This window comes from Neobacillus terrae (genome assembly GCF_011393025.1).
Classification (GTDB): domain Bacteria; phylum Bacillota; class Bacilli; order Bacillales; family Cytobacillaceae; genus Neobacillus_A; species Neobacillus_A terrae.
In genome coordinates, this window is sequence record NZ_JAAOEO010000022.1 from 58,896 (window position 1) to 74,852 (window position 15,957).

Sequence of the window (15,957 nt, forward strand, 5' to 3'; positions counted from 1 at the left end):
TATTAGTAGTTAAATTCAGTTGTGCTTAATCGATTTGTACCAATTTGTTGTTCAAGAGATTCAAGTCTCTCATTTAATCTTTTATTTTCTTCCTCAAGAGCCTTCCTATTGTTGTCTGCCGCTTTAGAGTTTAAATAGGGGTCTGTTTCCCACCAGTCCATTCCTATTTCCTTTGCTTTATCAACTGAAGCAACAATAAGGCGTATTTTAATTGTAAGTAGTTCTACATCGGCAATACCCACCGTGATATCGCCCGCTATAACTACACCTTTATCTAATATTTTCTCAAGTACATCCACAATCGTACTGGATTGCATATTATGTTCGATTGCCATTTGAAGTCCTCCTTGGCATTGTTATTAAAGCAGGCTACCTAAGGGACCAAGATCGATATTCAGATCTTCCGCATCCAGACCGAAGATTTCTTTCAATTCTTCCATTTTTTCTTCCAGATTCATAAGTGCCTCACCCAAATTTTCAATTTGCTCGTCACTTAAATTCCCACCTTCGACCCGTCTAATTGCATGCCTTTCAACAATTTGCCTCAGCAGTTCAATAACTGTTAATACTAACTGTGCTAATCCATGCTCTGCATTTTCCGGGTCAAGATTAATTTTTCCATTTGTTTGGCTGGCCTGTCGCATTAATCAGCTCCTCCCTCTGTGTATCAAATTGTTCTGAAGACACTGTTTTACGAGTTTCCTGCTTTGACTGGACAAGAGATTCTACAGAAGCAATGAGTAATCTTAAATCCAAATAAACTAAGTCCACTCCTGCTATAGAAATCACTAAATCAGCTTTTATAGCCACGCCCTTATCCAGAATTACATCCAAAATATCAATTAATGCTATATCCTTGTTTTCCATTGATTCTCTTAATGACATATCTTCATCCCCATTTATGAAAAGCTGGAAAAATGGTAAGCTGGCCACGGCCCTGTTGCCTCAAACTGCCATCCTATCTCCTTCATGTCCTTTTCATATTGCTGGATTTGTTTCAAAAAATGTTCAACTTCAGGCTTAGAAATAAGGTATACACTATTCCAAGTCATATTATCTTTTCTCCCTGTGACATCACTGCTCCAGGTTCTTTTAACATTTCCCTTAAGGGCAAAATGTTTTAGTTCCAAATGTATTCCTTCGCTTACTTTGTTTTTTTCTTCCTCAAGTTCGCTGTTAATCAATTTATCTAGCTTTTTCTTTTCAAAAAATTGTTTACCCTTAGGCAATTTACTAATTTCTTCTCTCTTTGCTTCGATTACTGGATTACTTTGACTCACTTGGTCCTTTAATAACTGATCATCACAGTAAATTTTTAAATTCCATTCCTCATTTCCTTTTATTAAGGCAAATGTACTCATCATTTTAGAATCATTAGATTGAACTGCTGTTTCCAGGCTTTCTCGATTTTTATATAAAGTACAAAATTTTAATGGTATAAGCGTAAAAATTTTCGATAACTTCATCACCGTTTCATGATGATGAAATGCTTTTTCCTGAAGCCATTCTATATCGTTATTAATCAGTTCTTTAATTCTATTTTCTGAGTATTCCTCTGGATCGAGGTTACACACAATTGCCGTTATACTCCCTATTGGAATGGTGTATAGGTCCCCTATACCATCGAAGCCTTTTAAAGAGGGAAATGATTGGTTAGTTTCTTCCTTTGTTGGAATTAATCCATACAAATAAATTAGACCGCACATTTGACAACTCTCCCTATTTTCTCTTTGTCATCTCTTCCCATTGTTCCATTTCCAGCCGTTTTGCTACTTCATATCGAATAATTAGCTCTTCTTCCTTAGCTTTATATGCTGTTTCGGGAATTTCCCCAAGTTCAAACATCATTTGAAGCTGAATAAGCTTCTTCTGAATGGTTGGAAGGTGATACAGCTCTTTATCCGCTTCTTCTTTAACCTTTTCTGCAATTTTTATTACAAGATTAATAGGTGCAGAAACGAGTTTATGCAGCATTAAGCATCCTCTACTTTTAAGCGGATATTAACAAAGTTATATGCCGCCCAAGGTCCGCTGTAGTTAAATTCAACTTTATCTTTCCATTTTTCATGCATTTCATTTATCGCTTTATCAAACTCCGCTTCTTTGTCCCGCTCCACTAAGAATGCGGCATTTAAGAGCATCTTCTCCCCTATGGGATCATTCACTTTTGAAGCTTCAGCTAATTCCTTTAAAGGATTAAAAACTTCCTGTTTAACATCTTCCTGTAAGGAGGTAATAATTTTTTGGGCAGCTCCTCCCAATTGAATTCTTTCATAGTAGCTTGCTGCCTCAGATTTACCCTGGACCGCTTTTGCCATTTTCTCGATTTTCGAATCCTGGTTAACTTGTGATTCGAGCCACTCCTTTTTTCCAATCACCTTCAATCCAAGCTCAATCTTCCCTTTTATTTCTGGAAAGAGTTTTTGGAATTGGGGATATAAGTTTTCCAGCAGAACGCCAACATCCTCTTTTGAATGGAAGACATTCCCGAAGCTTACTGGAATGACAGTTTGATTCTGCTTCATTACGAGAGAAACTGCGTTTTGATGCATCATTAAATTATCCTTATTGGGATGATAGATTTTCATTGGAACCTCAGCTGCAACGAAGGCTGAGTCTTTATAGCAAATGGTAAAAAGCTCTCTATTTTCACCTTCCATTTTTATTTCACCAAATATCTCATCATGTTCGGTCTGGATTCCACAAAAGATATATATTCCTTTCGTCTCTTCTTGACTCATTGGTAATACCTCCCCCTACTTCTCTATAACCTTTAAGTTTTTACATGCTTTTATAATTATTTCTTCCGCTGTTTTCATCGGTTCATTAGATTCGATACAACGGCTCACCTGATGGCCTAATATATCGACACATAAACGCTGAAAACCAGGATCTGATCCGTCTACAGTTATATTTCCTTCTGAAGCGATCCTAGCGATCATTAGTGAAGCCCTCAGGCTCGGCCCTTTATCCTCTTTGCATGCTTTTCGTATTTCAGCGATAAGCTTTGTGATGGCTTTTGCTTTACTGTTTTCAATATCAAATTTCTCTGAAACAATAGCAGCCTCACGATCAAAGTCTTTATGGTCAATAAATATGGTTATCAGCCTGTCCAGCAATGCATCTTGTGTTTGATAGACACCTGCATATTCATCCGGATTGCTGGTGAATATCACTGCAAATTCGGGATGAACACGAACAAACGGCTCTGTTAATTTTGTTCCGTACAGAGGCAGGATTCCTTCTTCTAAAATGGATAAAAAGATATTATTAGCAGACGGCTGAGAACGGGTAAACTCATCATAAACAAGGGTGTATCCATTCTTAACTGCCTCTAGTAACCGTCCATCTCTCCATGTCTCCGTCACGCTTTCGTCCCTTTTATAAACAGAACGAACATAGTTATCTATTACTTTTTTACTCGTATAGCCGGTAAAATCACCAATCAAATCTTTATTGTTTAATTCATGGTTGCCATGAATGAGCATGACAGGTCTATTCCTCTTTTTGGCCAGAGCTAGTGCCAGGGAGGTTTTCCCGGTCCCAGACGGCCCAGTAAAATGAATTGGATAGCCAGCTTTCAAGTACTGCAATGAGCGGGAAAGTAAGTCTTCTGTCTTGGCGTCTTGTACCAATGCTCTTGTATTTCTGTTGATTTTTGTGTTTAAGACCGTCACTCTTTTTCCCTCCTGCTCCCACTACACTTCTTGTTTAATTGAACTTCTATAACGAATATCCAGCCTTTTATAAGCTGTAACTTCCTTTTCTCCGTTTAGAAGAACCTCGTAGACGCCAAGCATTTCATCCTTTGCGTATTTTTTCATGTATTCCTTTTCTTCAATGACCTCCACAGTAAGCTTCCAGCCACCGTTTTCACTTTCCACAACGGAAGTAATTTTATGGACCGGTGCCACGTATTCATTGAAGAAATCAGTAACATTCCCAATGATCTTTTTTATTTCCATTGTGTCCTCCTGCGTTTACATGGCAGGCCAGGGCTTTTGTACCCCTGGCTGTGCCTAATTTTACTAAATACTAAAGCGGCCCTGTCTTTCATTTGATGGAGAAGGAAGGCCGTTTTCTTCAACCTCATCCCGAAGCAGCCCAACGGCTTCAGCATAACGAAGCCATGTATCAACACTCGCAATAACTACCCTAGCTTCAACAGTTAAAATTTCAATTCCAACTACTGAGACTCTTACAAATGCGTCAATGACAATCCCTTTATCTAAAATTCGGTCAATAACCTCAGCTAAACTGGAACTATCTGTACTCTTTTGAACAGCCATTTTTACATTCTCCTTTCACTATTCCAATTAAGAACCCATTGTCTTAATGTGATTTGAGGATTTAATTTTCTCTGCGCTTTTGATCTTAGTAGCGCCTTTAATATCCTTGGATGTTTTGATATTTTTAACGCCTTTCACTTTTTGCTCATTGTCGTCTTTAAATTTAGAAGAAATGTTTTTTTGAAGGTTCTCTCCTGCCTCAACTGCTTTCCCAAGCTTTTCACGGGCAGAGAGTAAGGCATCCTGAGTTTTTTCTTTTGCCTCACCTGCTTTATCCTGCAGTTTATCAGCAAATTCATCTCGGCCTTTTTCTAGTTTTTCAGTAAACTCATTTGCTTTTTCCTGAATATGACCTGTAATTTTCTCTTTTTCTTTTTCTACTACTATTTCTTTAGCTTTTTCTTTTATTGGTTCAGGGGTGTGGTCTATCAATTTCTTAGCAGCCTTACGAACCACTTTTTTTACACGTTTGCCCAACCCGTCCCCCCCCTTTTAAAAGGAATGGAATTACTTGGATTCTGCCATAGCAGAGAGCATTTTTTCGATCCTGTCGAGACGGTCATTTAAGTTTTTGTTCTCTTCCTTGATCTCTTCATATTGATCGGATGAGTCATCTGCTTTCACATCGCTATTATTTTCTTTTTCAGAGGTTAGTGAATTTTCTTCCTCTGGGGTTTTATAGTTCGAAGCCAAATGTCTTAGACTATATTGAGCTTGTTCAATTAGAAGCTCCTGGGCTGTCTTTTTCAATTCATTGCCTGCATGCTTTATGAACTCTGTTTTACTAAAGTTTTTTAAGAGATTCTTGCTTGTTTCATGGCTGGATAGGAGGCCAATTCCTGCCCCTACCACCCCTCCAATAACAGCCTGGTTCATAGAAAACTTGCTATCCTTTTCTTGTGTAGGTTCTTTTTTTGATTCTGACTTTGGTCTGTTAATCTCTTGAGTTGTCATTTTATCAATCTCTCCCTTTAAATTTTGTTGTCTATTTTATATCAATCAAAAACTAAAATTCGGCTCTTTGTTTATATGCCTATTCGTTAACCCTTCTTCTTGCACTTCATCCCGGAGGAGCCCAACAGCTTCTGCGTATCTGAGCCATGTATCAACACTGGCAATTACGACCCGCGCTTCGACTGTGAGAATTTCGATACCTACTAGTGACACCCTGACAAATGCATCAATCACAATTCCTTTGTCCAGTATTCTGTCAATTACTTCAGCAAGGCTTGAACTATCGGTACTTTTTTGAACACTCATGTTTTTTCTCTCCTCTCAACTTAAAAATTTTTTCAGAGTTGAATTGGACTACTTTTTTACCAGGCTTATTAACCTATACCTTCAAGAGAGGTGATTAAACTAAAGGTCATAAGATTTACTTATATAAAATCTATCCACTAGTGCCTTTTTCTTGAAAACCATGAAACATTTATGTTTTTAACTTCTATTTATAGGTAAAAAGTATGGTTTTTTTCTCCTCAAAAATAAAATTCTTTCATTTTTAATTAAAAATCCCAAATTAAATGCCCAACTTAATTTATTAACTCTAATTCCTCTTTTTTGAAATGGAGGTAAAATGTACTAGTCCACTATTACTACTTAATACACTCGCATATTTTTAAGAAAGCAAAAAAACCCCCTAGGGATTTCCCTAGGGGGTTTAGCTAATTATTCAACTGTTACAGACTTAGCTAAATTTCTTGGCTTGTCGACGTCACAGTCACGGTGCAGAGCTGCATAATAAGCAAGCAGCTGCAATGGTATAACAGAGATAAGTGGTGTTAGTAAACCATGCACTTCAGGAATGACAAAGCTGTCCTCATCAGACTCTAGGCCTTTCATAGAGATGATGCATGGGTTTGCTCCGCGTGCAACAACTTCTTTTACATTGCCACGGATGCTTAGGTTTACGGATTCTTGAGTAGCGAGGGCAATAACTGGTGTACCTTCTTCAATCAAGGCAATAGTACCATGTTTTAACTCGCCGCCAGCAAATCCTTCAGCCTGGATATAGGAAATTTCCTTTAACTTTAATGCACCTTCAAGGCCTACATAATAGTCTACTGCACGCCCAATAAAGAAGCAGTTACGGGTAACGGATAAAAACTCACGGGAAATTTGTTCAATGATTTCCTTTGAATCACAAAGTGTTTCAATGGCAGTTGCTACAAGGCCAAGTTCTTTTACCAGGTCGAAGTCAAGATTGATTCCGCGGCTCTTCGCAGTTACTTCTGCAAGGATAGCCAAAACAGCAATCTGTGCAGTATAAGCTTTTGTAGAAGCTACAGCGATTTCAGGACCAGCATGAAGCAGTAAAGTATAATCAGCTTCTCGGGAAAGAGTTGAACCTTGTACGTTTGTGATGGTTAAAGCCTGATAGCCCATTTCTTTAATTTCTACAAGAACGGCACGGCTGTCTGCTGTTTCCCCGCTCTGAGAAATAAAGATGAACAACGGCTTCTCGGATAGAAGCGGCATATTGTAGCCAAATTCACTTGAAATATGAACTTCAACCGGTACTTTTGCCACCTTTTCAATGAGCTGTTTACCAACAAGCCCTGCATGATAAGAAGTACCTGCAGCAATAATATAAATCCTGCCCGCCTGGTTGATGGCATTTACAATATCCCCATCAATGGTGAGCTTGCCGGTTTCATCCTGATACTTTTGGACAATCTTACGGATAACAAGCGGCTGCTCATCAATTTCTTTTAACATATAGTGAGGATATGTGCCTTTTTCAATATCGCTAGCATCAAGTTCTGCTTTAAAAGGTGCACGGCTGATTATTTCACCTTTCAGGTTTTGGATTGTCACTTCGTCCTTTTTAACAAGAACAATTTCCTTATCCATCAGTTCAACAAATTGATCTGTTACCTGAAGCATTGCCATTGCATCACTTGCTACAACATTGAATGTGTCACCAAGTCCAACCAGCAGCGGACTTTTATTTTTTGCCACATAAATAGTTTCATTATCTTCATTATCAAGCAAAGCCAAGGCATAAGAGCCTTTTAGAAGTCCAAGAGTCTTGCGGAAAGCTTCCAGAGTGCTTAACCCTTCATTTGCAAAGAGATTAATCATCTGAACGATCACTTCTGTATCTGTATCACTTTGAAGGTCCACATTACCCATAAATTCACGTTTTAAGGAATCAAAGTTTTCGATAACTCCATTATGAACGATCGTATAACGGGTCGAAGCACTTTGATGAGGGTGAGCATTACGCTTGCTTGGAGGACCATGAGTCGCCCAGCGTGTATGCCCGATGCCTGCGTTTGCATTAACGCCTGCCACAACACTTTCCCTCAAGTCAGCAATTCTTCCTTTTTCCTTAAAAACATGCACGCCATTTTCATTTACTACCGCGATTCCCGCAGAATCGTATCCTCTATATTCAAGCTTTTCAAGGCCTTTTAATAAAATTTCCTTTGAATCATTTGTTCCAATATATCCAACGATACCGCACATAAAAATATTACCTCCCTAATCAGGGGGCAAGAAAACCTCTGGAGGCACACCTTGCCCCCTTATCTCCGATTCACTATTTATAGTTTGAGCGCAATATCCTCTCTTTGTCCATCTGGTTGCCCTGATGTTTTAAAGAGGAATTTTCGGCTGTGCGCTTTTCAGCCGGGAGGCATCCGCCGAACATTCGATAAACCTCCACCTCGTCAACTAATCACCCATCTCCGGATTAGTCCTGGCGCTTTTTAAAACCTATCTAACTTCAATCCACCTTTCTATTTAAAATAAAGAAAACTCGGCGATTGCCAAGCCCTCTGGCGACGGCAGAGCCGTAGTTGCACTTGTTTGAAATATAAATCTAGTATTCACTGCAGCAAAACACGATAATCGTACACTAAAATAAGCAATCCGTCAATTTATTCAGCAATTATTTATTCAGCTATAATAAAAGGTATGCATAAAGGGTGTTTAACGTTCCTTTTATGCATACCCATCTATCAGTTAGCCAAACAATTATTACTCACCAAGTCCCATTTCCGCTCTCACAACATCAGCAATGCGGTTTACGTAATCGCTGCATTGTTCCTCAGTTGGCGCCTCAGCCATAACACGGACTAAAGGTTCTGTTCCAGATGGCCGGACTAAAATACGTCCATTACCGCCCATTTCAGATTCAACCTGCTGGATCATTTCTTTTACCTTTTCATTATCTGTTACATGGTGTTTATCAGTTACACGAATGTTAACAAGCCTTTGAGGGAATTTCTTCATTTCTCCCGCAAGCTCTGATAGCGGCTTTTGGGTAACCTTCATAATGTTAACCAATTGTAAGCCTGTAAGAAGACCATCGCCTGTAGTGTTATAGTCAAGGAAAATAATATGGCCTGATTGTTCTCCGCCGAGATTATATCCATTCTTCTTCATTTCTTCGACAACATAACGGTCACCAACAGCTGTTGGTATACTTTTAATTCCATGACTCTCAAGGCCTTTATAGAAGCCAAGGTTACTCATAACTGTAGAAACTACAGTACCATGCTTAAGACGGCCCTCTTCCTTCATGTATTTAGCGCATATGTACATGATTTGGTCGCCATCAACAATTTGGCCCTTCTCATCAATCGCTATCATACGGTCGCCGTCTCCATCAAACGCAAGTCCTACATCTGCTCCCTTTTCCTTCAAAAATGCCGCAAGAGCTTCAGGATGTGTTGAGCCAACTCCGTCATTTATATTCAGGCCATTTGGCGATGCACCCATTGTAGACAAATCTGCATCCAGATCAGCAAACAGATACGTAGCCAGGGAGGAAGTAGCTCCATTTGCGCAGTCCAGGGCAATATGGATACCTGAGAAATCTTCATCCACAGTTTGTTTAAGGAACTGCAGATACTTTTGGCCGCCTTCAAAATAATCAACAACTTGGCCAAGGGCTGCTCCAGTTGGGCGTGGAAGCTGATCTTCACCCATATCAAGAAGTTCTTCAATCTCTGATTCCTGTTCATCAGACAATTTAAATCCATCTGGACCAAAAAACTTGATTCCGTTATCAGCAACTGGATTATGGGAAGCAGAAATCATAACGCCTGCTTGAGCCCCAAGCGCCTTTGTTAAATATGCTACCCCCGGTGTAGAGATAACACCAAGCCTCACTACCTCTGCTCCTGTGGAAAGCAATCCTGCAACCAGTGCACCTTCCAGCATATGACCTGAAATCCTTGTGTCACGCCCTATAATCACTTTCGGTTTTTCTTTGTCTTTCGTTAATACATATCCGCCGAAGCGCCCTAGTCTAAATGCCAGTTCGGGAGTTAGTTCACTATTTGCGACTCCCCTTACGCCATCGGTTCCGAAATATTTACCCATTTATAAATCGCTCCTTATATCCTTCTGTAATTAAACGCCAGCTTGCGAAATATTGACCTTGGCCGTAGCCTTGTCCAATTTCCAGTTAATGTTTGAAGGCCCAACCACCTGAATTTTAACATCGTGGTCCCCTTCATTAAGGTTGGACAAATCAATAAAAAGTTTAAAATCGTCTGGCTTTAGATTGTTAATCGTATCGCTTGACCCACTTACCAGCAGATCGACTTTGCCTGCTTCAGGGTCCTTAAAGGTTGCTTTATATTGGCTAGGAAGTCCCTGTTCATTAATGAGAAGTCCGCTGATACTTTTGGATGTTTCCTTTTTCACTTTTATTTTGGCTTTGACTAATTCAGGAGTCACCCTTAGGACTCCATTCGGTATGATTACAGGCAGAGTTAGAGTTGTATCATCCGTAATCTGACCTTGGTCTATTTCAACCCTTACACTTTTCACTGTATTCAGTATATCTTCATTCGCGCTAATAGCTGCTTCTTTTGTGTCCAGGTCAATAGAATCTATAGTAACTCCAGACGGGAGTGTTCCTTTTTTAACAATATCAATAGGCACGGTTTTGTTAACGCTCTTTACTGGAATTGTCACGTTAACCGTTTCTGGCTCTACCACGACCTCAAGCTTATTTAACTCCCTGTCAAGAACCCGGACTCTGGCCTCCCTTGTCGTATCCTTAGTAAGAGGATCTCTGATTTCAGGAGTAGCTTTCACATAACTTATTCTATCAATTACATCTTTTGCGCCAGTAATTTTTACTTTATTCGGTTCTACCACCGGGTCACCGGCTGCATAGCCATCTTCAATCATGCTTTTACCAAGTTCAGCATCAACCTTAAACTCTTTTGTTACCTTAGACTGTACTGAAACATTGGCAAAAGCAGGCTCCAAGGTCGCCTTCAAATTTGAAGACAAATCTTTTATTTGCAGCTTAACTGTCTGGGAACCAGGCTTGGCATCAGATAAATCAACAAACACTTCAAAGTTTTTAAGAGTTTTTGCTGACTGTACCGAGCTGAAAGGTCCGCTGACTGTCACTTGAACGGTGTCTGGCAAGCCAGAAACAACCAAGTTATTTGTATCGTAATAGGCTTTTACTGGTACATCTGAAATGGTTTCAGTATTTTGATCGCTTTTTGTATTACCCTCTGTTAACTTGTTCGTAGGCTGCGGCACTGAAGAATACAGCAAAAATGCAAGCAGCAAGGCTAGAATTTTTATAAACCAGGGATTATCCATCAGTTTATCCATTTTTCTTCCCCCTCCAGTTCCATCGGGCTGAAGAAGCTTGTTTCACTCTGTTTACAAGCAATTCATTTGAAAGAATTTCTTTAAACTGTTCTTGGCTGAGGTCGCGATGAAGCTCCCCATTTTTCGTCAGTGAAATTCCACCAGTTTCCTCAGAAACAACGACTGTGAGACTATCAGTAACCTCACTAATACCTAATGCTGCACGGTGTCTGGTTCCCAGCTCCTTCGAAATAAACGGACTTTCCGATAAAGGAAGGTAACAGGCTGCCGCTGCGACAGTAGTTTTTTGAACAATAACTGCCCCATCATGCAAAGGCGTATTAGGAATGAAAATATTGATCAATAATTCTGAAGAGATTCTCGAATTCAGCTGAATCCCTGTTTCGATATAATCACTCATGCCCGTTTCTCTTTCAATGGATATTAATGCACCGATCCGGCGCTTTGCCATATAATCGGTTGCTTTTAGAATCGCTGTGACAGTTTTCTCCTGTTCCTCTTCTTCAGGGGCACTGCTTCTCGAGAAAAACTTTCCTCGTCCCAGCTGTTCAAGGGCCCTTCTAAGTTCAGGCTGAAAGATAATGATGATTGCAAGAAATCCCCAAGTTATGGCTTGTTCCATCATCCAGCTTAATGTTTTTAATCCTAAAAACTCACTGACCACTCGCACAAGGAGGATAACAAAAATCCCTTTTAAAAGCTGAACAGCCTTTGTCCCTCTTATAACCATGATCAGTTTATAGATGACATACCAGACAAGGAGAATATCAACAATACTGGCTAAATATTTCAATGGCGTGAAATCTGCAAACGGCATTGTTATTCCTCCGTACTATTTATAGAAAGCATAAATGCAACTATGTAAATTTTAACTTAACCATTATAACATACTTTCTGCCTGTACCAATTATATATACATAGAAATGCGAAAGGCGCCCGCTTAGCGACGTAAAGACAGGGGCCCGCTACGACTGAGATAAAGGAAACACGAAGTGCGAAGCGGTTCGATGTTGACTTATCATAGGGAGAAGTGGGATGGCCACTAGTCGCTGGGCGCCTGGAGCTGGACAAAGAGAGAGAAATGTGAAACGCCTTGTACAGGGCGACAAGCATAAGACGAGCCGGCGAGAATGTTGTTCTTTAACCTTCAGACGGATTGGCTTATGACCTCGAGCCCCTAGACACTGAAGCTGGACAACACGAAGTGCGAAGCGGTTTGATGTTGACTTATCGTAGGGAGAATTGGGATGCACGCTAGTCGCTGGGTGCCTGTAGCTGGACACATAGAAAAGGAAATGATGAAACGCCTGGAACAAGGCAACGCTATTTAAATTACTTATGAATATATTTGTTAGTAATTATTAAAGTGTATAGAAAGCTTGCTATCAATAACAAAAACACACGGCATTTCGCAGTCAAAATGCCGTGTACATAAAATGTAATATTATTTTCCGCCGAAGCAAATAGCCTCCTATAGGACAGGCTATTTCTCAGTTTTATTCGATTCAAAAATATTTACAACATCCTTGGCTGTCTTTTTCATATAAAACCAGAGCCAGTCAAAGACTTCATTTACTTCTTCTATTTCTCCTGTAACGTGCCCGGCGGAAGCAAGGTATTTCTCTCCATTAATAACCGTAACATCCCCTTGTACTTCCCCTTCTATTTTTAATTTGCCATTGCGGACGATGACATCGCCTTTCACGACTTTTCCCTTAGGCACAATGACAGTATTATTTTTCACCACTAAATTATTCTGCTTTGAAACGGAAAACTCATGATCCTGATTCCATGTCGACAGCAGGCTCCCTATCATTAAAATGAAAAAGACTGAGGCTGCGGCTAATACCGGGTGATGCTGGAGCCAGCGCTTCGCACTTACTTTCTTCTTTTCCTTTGGAAGACGAGCCAGGACATTTTCAGTGAAGTTCGGGGGTGCTTTTATTTGTGATATGCCTTGTACGAGTGTAATGGTTTTTTTCAGCTGATAAAATATTGCCTCACACTCTTTACAGCTTTGCAGATGCTCATTTAACTTCTGCTGATCTTCCCTGTCGATATCTCCATCCAAGTAGTCATGCATCCATTCAACTATCTGTTCGGGGCATTTCAATTTATTCACCTCTTATCAAACATGGCGCAGCTGCTTCCTTAATGCTTCCCGGCCTCTATGAATCCTGGTCTTCACTGTTCCCAGAGGTAAGTCGAGAATTTCGCTTATTTCGTTTAAGGAGAGCTCCTCAATATATTTTAATACGATAGCCGACCTGTATTTTTCGGGGAGTTTCAAAATCTCTTGCTGAATTGTTTCCTGCAGTTCCTGTGATTCAAGCTCTTTTTCCGGAAGAGGAGCATCTGACGCAATTTGCGAATACATCGTGAGCCCGTCCGTTCCTGATACTTCTGCATCCAAATAATAATCCGGCTTTTTCTTCCGTATGCGGTCAATACAAAGATTCGTAGCAATGCGGAAGATCCAAGTAGAAAACTTTAAATCCTCATTAAAGCTGCTTATATTCATATACGCCCGAATGAAAGCTTCCTGTGCTGCATCTTCAGCTTCCTGCTTATTACCGAGCATACGAAAACAGACATGGTATACCCTGTCTTTATATAATTCCACTATCTCACCAAACGCATTTTGATCGCCTTTTTTGACCTGTTTGATCCTTTTTTTGACGATTGTTTCCATTTCTTTACCTCCGCTTCAAATGCGGCTATTCGATATACGAATCGATAGCGGAAAAGGTTTCACTTTTTTAAAAAAATGACTGTAAAAAGTCACTGTTTATATTATTTCATACCTTATGGCTCATTGGGAAAATATCATACCTATTATATTAACAAATATTTACCTAAACTTGTAAAAAAACAAGTTTATTAGCGGGTAATTTTGGGGATAGATGATAGTAAAAGGGACAAGGGATTGGTATCTATGAACACTCAAGTGACAAACTTAATGAACGACATTGAAAAGTGCAGAACGGAAATGGTGCAGCTGGCTTCCCGTACATCTTTATCCGACCATCAGGTGGTTGCCGCCAGTACTCGCCTTGATTTTCTTATAAATAAATATTATTTATTAACTTCAAGAAAAAATACATAAAATAAAGCAGCTGCAATCAAGCAGCTGCTTTTTCATCGTTATGGAAATATAGATTTTTACCTTGTGGATAACTCCGAACTAGGATATTGTACTCTAGCTCCAGCGCCCAGCCAGTTTTCCTCGGGAATATGCTTCTTTGAATATCTTGTGAGGATCATGACCGATAGGTGATGATTCGAACAGCTCGGGGCCATAAGCCAAATCACTTCAAAAATCAGGACAAGGAAAGCTTCGAAAGCATCCGCATCGCACGAAGGAAAAGCTTTAGCTTTTTCGAGGATGACTACGTGATTCGACTTATGCCTGTTGGAGGCCCACAGGACGTGGGTCAGAAAGGCGTTGCCACAGGACGTGGCGTAGTTAGCCTTTCATCATCTGAACAGGCCCTTACGCCTTTTGTTCTTTATAATAGTTTTTCTCCAAATAGGGAGGCCATTAGTTCCACAGCCACAATCGCCGTTCTGTTCTTTTCATCAAGAATTGGATTTACTTCTACAAACTCAGCAGAAGTTATGATTTGTGATTCTGCCAACATTTCCATCGCCAGGTGACTTTCACGGTAGCTAATACCTCCTATGACCGGGGTTCCTACTCCAGGTGCATCATCCGGATCCAAACCATCAAGGTCAAGTGAAAGGTGTACTCCATCTGTTCTCTCTTTTAGGTAAGCAATCGTTTCTTCCATTACCCGAGTCATTCCAAGTCTGTCAATTTCATGCATGGTATAAACTCTAATACCTTTTTCCTTAATAAGTTTTCTTTCTCCTTCATCCAGAGAGCGAGCGCCTATAATTACGACATTCTCAGGTTTCACTTTTGGACTGTATCCTCCTAATTCGGTTAAGGAACGGTGTCCCAGTCCAAGACTTGCAGCCAGCGGCATTCCATGAATATTACCAGAAGGACTAGTTTCAGCAGTATTTAGATCTCCATGAGCGTCATACCAGATAACTCCCAAATTGATGTAATGTTTTGAAACACCTGTAAGTGTACCAATAGCAATACTATGATCTCCCCCAAGTACTAAAGGAAAAGAACCTTCTTTAATAACTTCATCTACCTTATCTGCGAGTCTTTCACTCTTTTCTACAATCAGTTCAAGATTTCGCAGTTTTGAATCTGGGTCAATAGCAACCTTTGGTCTTCCTATTGCTATATCTCCCAAATCATGTATTTCTTCAAAAAATCCTTCTAGTTTTTCATTTATTCCAGCGTAACGAATTGCACTTGGACCCATATCCACACCCCGCCGAAGCTGGCCCAAGTCCATCGGCATTCCTATGATTGAAAGCTTTTTCATATTTAAATCCTCCTAATCTCAGTTCTACCACTATTTTAACCGCTTACATTGTATTGACTCAACTCGACACTTTTTTGTATATATATACGGTTATCCAATTAGCAATTGCAAGAAATCCTTTATCTTTATTTCCATTGTTATGGCAAAATAAACGATATGAAGTAATGTCCTAAAAAAAATTAAAAAAGCCTTAAATCCAATACGGACTTAAGGCGAAAATTTATATGTAGTGTGATGGTGGAGACTAGCGGGATCGAACCGCTGACCTCCTGCGTGCAAAGCAGGCGCTCTCCCAGCTGAGCTAAGCCCCCATATGGAGCGGAAGACGGGATTCGAACCCGCGACCCCCACCTTGGCAAGGTGGTGTTCTACCACTGAACTACTTCCGCAGTGTATAAATGAATAAAAACCCCTGAATATTTTCAAAGGTTAACATAAATGTGAGCCATGAAGGATTCGAACCTTCGACCCTCTGATTAAAAGTCAGATGCTCTACCAACTGAGCTAATGGCTCGTAATGTAAGACGCATCCCTAATCCTTGGTACGTCAAATGTTTCGTTTACCACTGTCCAGTCGCAAACATTAAAATAAAATGGCTGGGCTAGCAGGATTCGAACCTACGAATGACGGAGTCAAAGTCCGTTGCCTTACCGCTTGGCTATAGCCC

General features: G+C 40.1%; 20 protein-coding genes and 3 tRNA genes. 1 reads left to right on the forward strand and 22 read right to left on the reverse strand.

Going from position 1 to position 15,957, the window contains the following annotated elements; genetic code table 11:
* Positions 1 to 2: 2 nt before the first annotated feature.
* From G8761_RS21975 to sigW, 18 genes are all read right to left on the reverse strand, one after another.
* Positions 3 to 335: a gas vesicle protein gene (locus tag G8761_RS21975; RefSeq protein ID WP_166030093.1), complete on the reverse strand. Its 333-nt coding sequence runs from the start codon at positions 333 to 335 to the stop codon at positions 3 to 5.
* A 24-nt stretch (positions 336 to 359) separates the two neighbouring features.
* Positions 360 to 644, reverse strand: coding sequence for a gas vesicle protein K (locus tag G8761_RS21980; RefSeq protein WP_166030094.1), 285 nt, complete (start codon positions 642 to 644; stop codon positions 360 to 362).
* Positions 610 to 885, reverse strand: a complete 276-nt coding sequence (locus G8761_RS21985) for a gas vesicle protein (protein WP_166030095.1) — start codon at positions 883 to 885, stop codon at positions 610 to 612. Before G8761_RS21985 ends, G8761_RS21980 begins: the two co-directional genes overlap by 35 nt.
* Before the next feature lie 14 nt (positions 886 to 899).
* The gene (locus G8761_RS21990; protein ID WP_166030096.1) at positions 900 to 1,706 is read right to left on the reverse strand and encodes a GvpL/GvpF family gas vesicle protein; all 807 of its coding nucleotides are present in this window, start codon (positions 1,704 to 1,706) and stop codon (positions 900 to 902) included.
* 13 nt (positions 1,707 to 1,719) lie between these two features.
* The gene (locus tag G8761_RS21995; RefSeq protein ID WP_166030097.1) at positions 1,720 to 1,974 is read right to left on the reverse strand and encodes a gas vesicle protein GvpG; all 255 of its coding nucleotides are present in this window, start codon (positions 1,972 to 1,974) and stop codon (positions 1,720 to 1,722) included.
* Positions 1,974 to 2,741 (reverse strand): GvpL/GvpF family gas vesicle protein, encoded by a 768-nt coding sequence (locus G8761_RS22000; RefSeq protein ID WP_166030098.1) that lies wholly within the window; start codon positions 2,739 to 2,741, stop codon positions 1,974 to 1,976. The genes G8761_RS21995 and G8761_RS22000 overlap by 1 nt, the downstream gene beginning before the upstream one ends.
* A 15-nt stretch (positions 2,742 to 2,756) precedes the next feature.
* On the reverse strand, positions 2,757 to 3,677 hold the full coding sequence (gene gvpN / locus G8761_RS22005; protein ID WP_166030099.1) for a gas vesicle protein GvpN: 921 nt from the start codon (positions 3,675 to 3,677) through the stop codon (positions 2,757 to 2,759).
* Between the two features lie 21 nt (positions 3,678 to 3,698).
* On the reverse strand, positions 3,699 to 3,965 hold the full coding sequence (gene gvpO / locus G8761_RS22010; RefSeq protein WP_166030100.1) for a gas vesicle protein GvpO: 267 nt from the start codon (positions 3,963 to 3,965) through the stop codon (positions 3,699 to 3,701).
* A 63-nt stretch (positions 3,966 to 4,028) separates the two neighbouring features.
* Complete coding sequence (gene gvpA, locus G8761_RS22015) at positions 4,029 to 4,289, reverse strand: gas vesicle structural protein GvpA (RefSeq protein ID WP_166030101.1); 261 nt, start codon at positions 4,287 to 4,289, stop codon at positions 4,029 to 4,031.
* A gap of 27 nt (positions 4,290 to 4,316) precedes the next feature.
* Positions 4,317 to 4,766: a gas vesicle protein GvpQ gene (gvpQ, locus tag G8761_RS22020; protein ID WP_166030102.1), complete on the reverse strand. Its 450-nt coding sequence runs from the start codon at positions 4,764 to 4,766 to the stop codon at positions 4,317 to 4,319.
* Between the two features lie 30 nt (positions 4,767 to 4,796).
* Entirely contained in the window at positions 4,797 to 5,243 is a 447-nt protein-coding gene (gene gvpT / locus G8761_RS22025; protein WP_166030103.1) for a GvpT/GvpP family gas vesicle accessory protein, read from the reverse strand.
* Between the two features lie 45 nt (positions 5,244 to 5,288).
* Positions 5,289 to 5,549, reverse strand: coding sequence for a gas vesicle structural protein GvpA (gene gvpA, locus G8761_RS22030; protein WP_166030104.1), 261 nt, complete (start codon positions 5,547 to 5,549; stop codon positions 5,289 to 5,291).
* A 408-nt stretch (positions 5,550 to 5,957) separates the two neighbouring features.
* Positions 5,958 to 7,760 (reverse strand): glutamine--fructose-6-phosphate transaminase (isomerizing), encoded by a 1,803-nt coding sequence (gene glmS, locus G8761_RS22035; RefSeq protein ID WP_166030105.1) that lies wholly within the window; start codon positions 7,758 to 7,760, stop codon positions 5,958 to 5,960.
* Between the two features lie 513 nt (positions 7,761 to 8,273).
* On the reverse strand, positions 8,274 to 9,623 hold the full coding sequence (gene glmM / locus G8761_RS22040; protein WP_166030106.1) for a phosphoglucosamine mutase: 1,350 nt from the start codon (positions 9,621 to 9,623) through the stop codon (positions 8,274 to 8,276).
* Between the two features lie 30 nt (positions 9,624 to 9,653).
* Entirely contained in the window at positions 9,654 to 10,883 is a 1,230-nt protein-coding gene (locus tag G8761_RS22045) for a CdaR family protein (RefSeq protein ID WP_166030107.1), read from the reverse strand.
* Complete coding sequence (cdaA, locus tag G8761_RS22050; RefSeq protein ID WP_166030108.1) at positions 10,876 to 11,700, reverse strand: diadenylate cyclase CdaA; 825 nt, start codon at positions 11,698 to 11,700, stop codon at positions 10,876 to 10,878. The genes G8761_RS22045 and cdaA overlap by 8 nt, the downstream gene beginning before the upstream one ends.
* Positions 11,701 to 12,366: 666 nt before the next feature.
* Entirely contained in the window at positions 12,367 to 12,996 is a 630-nt protein-coding gene (locus G8761_RS22055; RefSeq protein ID WP_166030109.1) for an anti-sigma factor family protein, read from the reverse strand.
* Between the two features lie 15 nt (positions 12,997 to 13,011).
* On the reverse strand, positions 13,012 to 13,575 hold the full coding sequence (gene sigW, locus G8761_RS22060) for an RNA polymerase sigma factor SigW (protein WP_166030110.1): 564 nt from the start codon (positions 13,573 to 13,575) through the stop codon (positions 13,012 to 13,014).
* 243 nt (positions 13,576 to 13,818) lie between these two features.
* Here sigW and G8761_RS22065 point away from each other — a divergent pair, with 243 nt between their 5' ends.
* Positions 13,819 to 13,989, forward strand: a complete 171-nt coding sequence (locus G8761_RS22065) for an aspartyl-phosphate phosphatase Spo0E family protein (RefSeq protein ID WP_166030111.1) — start codon at positions 13,819 to 13,821, stop codon at positions 13,987 to 13,989.
* 403 nt (positions 13,990 to 14,392) lie between these two features.
* On the opposite strand, the gene rocF is transcribed toward G8761_RS22065, so the two are convergent.
* The 4 genes from rocF to G8761_RS22085 all read right to left on the reverse strand — a co-directional run bounded on the left by rocF (position 14,393) and on the right by G8761_RS22085 (position 15,803).
* Positions 14,393 to 15,289, reverse strand: a complete 897-nt coding sequence (rocF, locus tag G8761_RS22070; protein WP_166030112.1) for an arginase — start codon at positions 15,287 to 15,289, stop codon at positions 14,393 to 14,395.
* A 235-nt stretch (positions 15,290 to 15,524) separates the two neighbouring features.
* Positions 15,525 to 15,600 (reverse strand) — tRNA-Ala (locus G8761_RS22075).
* A 3-nt stretch (positions 15,601 to 15,603) separates the two neighbouring features.
* Positions 15,604 to 15,678, reverse strand: a tRNA-Gly gene (locus G8761_RS22080).
* A gap of 52 nt (positions 15,679 to 15,730) precedes the next feature.
* Positions 15,731 to 15,803 (reverse strand) — tRNA-Lys (locus G8761_RS22085).
* Positions 15,804 to 15,957: the final 154 nt, after the last annotated feature.

Coding starts and splice junctions, on each gene's coding strand:
- gvpO (WP_166030100.1), bottom strand. CDS start 3,965: ATGGAAATAAAAAAGATCATTGGGAATGTTACTGATTTCTTCAATGAA.
- G8761_RS21975 (WP_166030093.1), bottom strand. CDS start 335: ATGGCAATCGAACATAATATGCAATCCAGTACGATTGTGGATGTACTT.
- glmS (WP_166030105.1), bottom strand. CDS start 7,760: ATGTGCGGTATCGTTGGATATATTGGAACAAATGATTCAAAGGAAATT.
- sigW (WP_166030110.1), bottom strand. CDS start 13,575: ATGGAAACAATCGTCAAAAAAAGGATCAAACAGGTCAAAAAAGGCGAT.
- gvpT (WP_166030103.1), bottom strand. CDS start 5,243: ATGACAACTCAAGAGATTAACAGACCAAAGTCAGAATCAAAAAAAGAA.
- G8761_RS21990 (WP_166030096.1), bottom strand. CDS start 1,706: ATGTGCGGTCTAATTTATTTGTATGGATTAATTCCAACAAAGGAAGAA.
- cdaA (WP_166030108.1), bottom strand. CDS start 11,700: ATGCCGTTTGCAGATTTCACGCCATTGAAATATTTAGCCAGTATTGTT.
- G8761_RS21980 (WP_166030094.1), bottom strand. CDS start 644: ATGCGACAGGCCAGCCAAACAAATGGAAAAATTAATCTTGACCCGGAA.
- G8761_RS21985 (WP_166030095.1), bottom strand. CDS start 885: ATGTCATTAAGAGAATCAATGGAAAACAAGGATATAGCATTAATTGAT.
- rocF (WP_166030112.1), bottom strand. CDS start 15,289: ATGAAAAAGCTTTCAATCATAGGAATGCCGATGGACTTGGGCCAGCTT.
- gvpA (WP_166030101.1), bottom strand. CDS start 4,289: ATGGCTGTTCAAAAGAGTACAGATAGTTCCAGTTTAGCTGAGGTTATT.
- glmM (WP_166030106.1), bottom strand. CDS start 9,623: ATGGGTAAATATTTCGGAACCGATGGCGTAAGGGGAGTCGCAAATAGT.
- G8761_RS22000 (WP_166030098.1), bottom strand. CDS start 2,741: ATGAGTCAAGAAGAGACGAAAGGAATATATATCTTTTGTGGAATCCAG.
- G8761_RS22065 (WP_166030111.1), top strand. CDS start 13,819: ATGAACACTCAAGTGACAAACTTAATGAACGACATTGAAAAGTGCAGA.
- G8761_RS21995 (WP_166030097.1), bottom strand. CDS start 1,974: ATGCTGCATAAACTCGTTTCTGCACCTATTAATCTTGTAATAAAAATT.
- G8761_RS22045 (WP_166030107.1), bottom strand. CDS start 10,883: ATGGATAAACTGATGGATAATCCCTGGTTTATAAAAATTCTAGCCTTG.
- gvpA (WP_166030104.1), bottom strand. CDS start 5,549: ATGAGTGTTCAAAAAAGTACCGATAGTTCAAGCCTTGCTGAAGTAATT.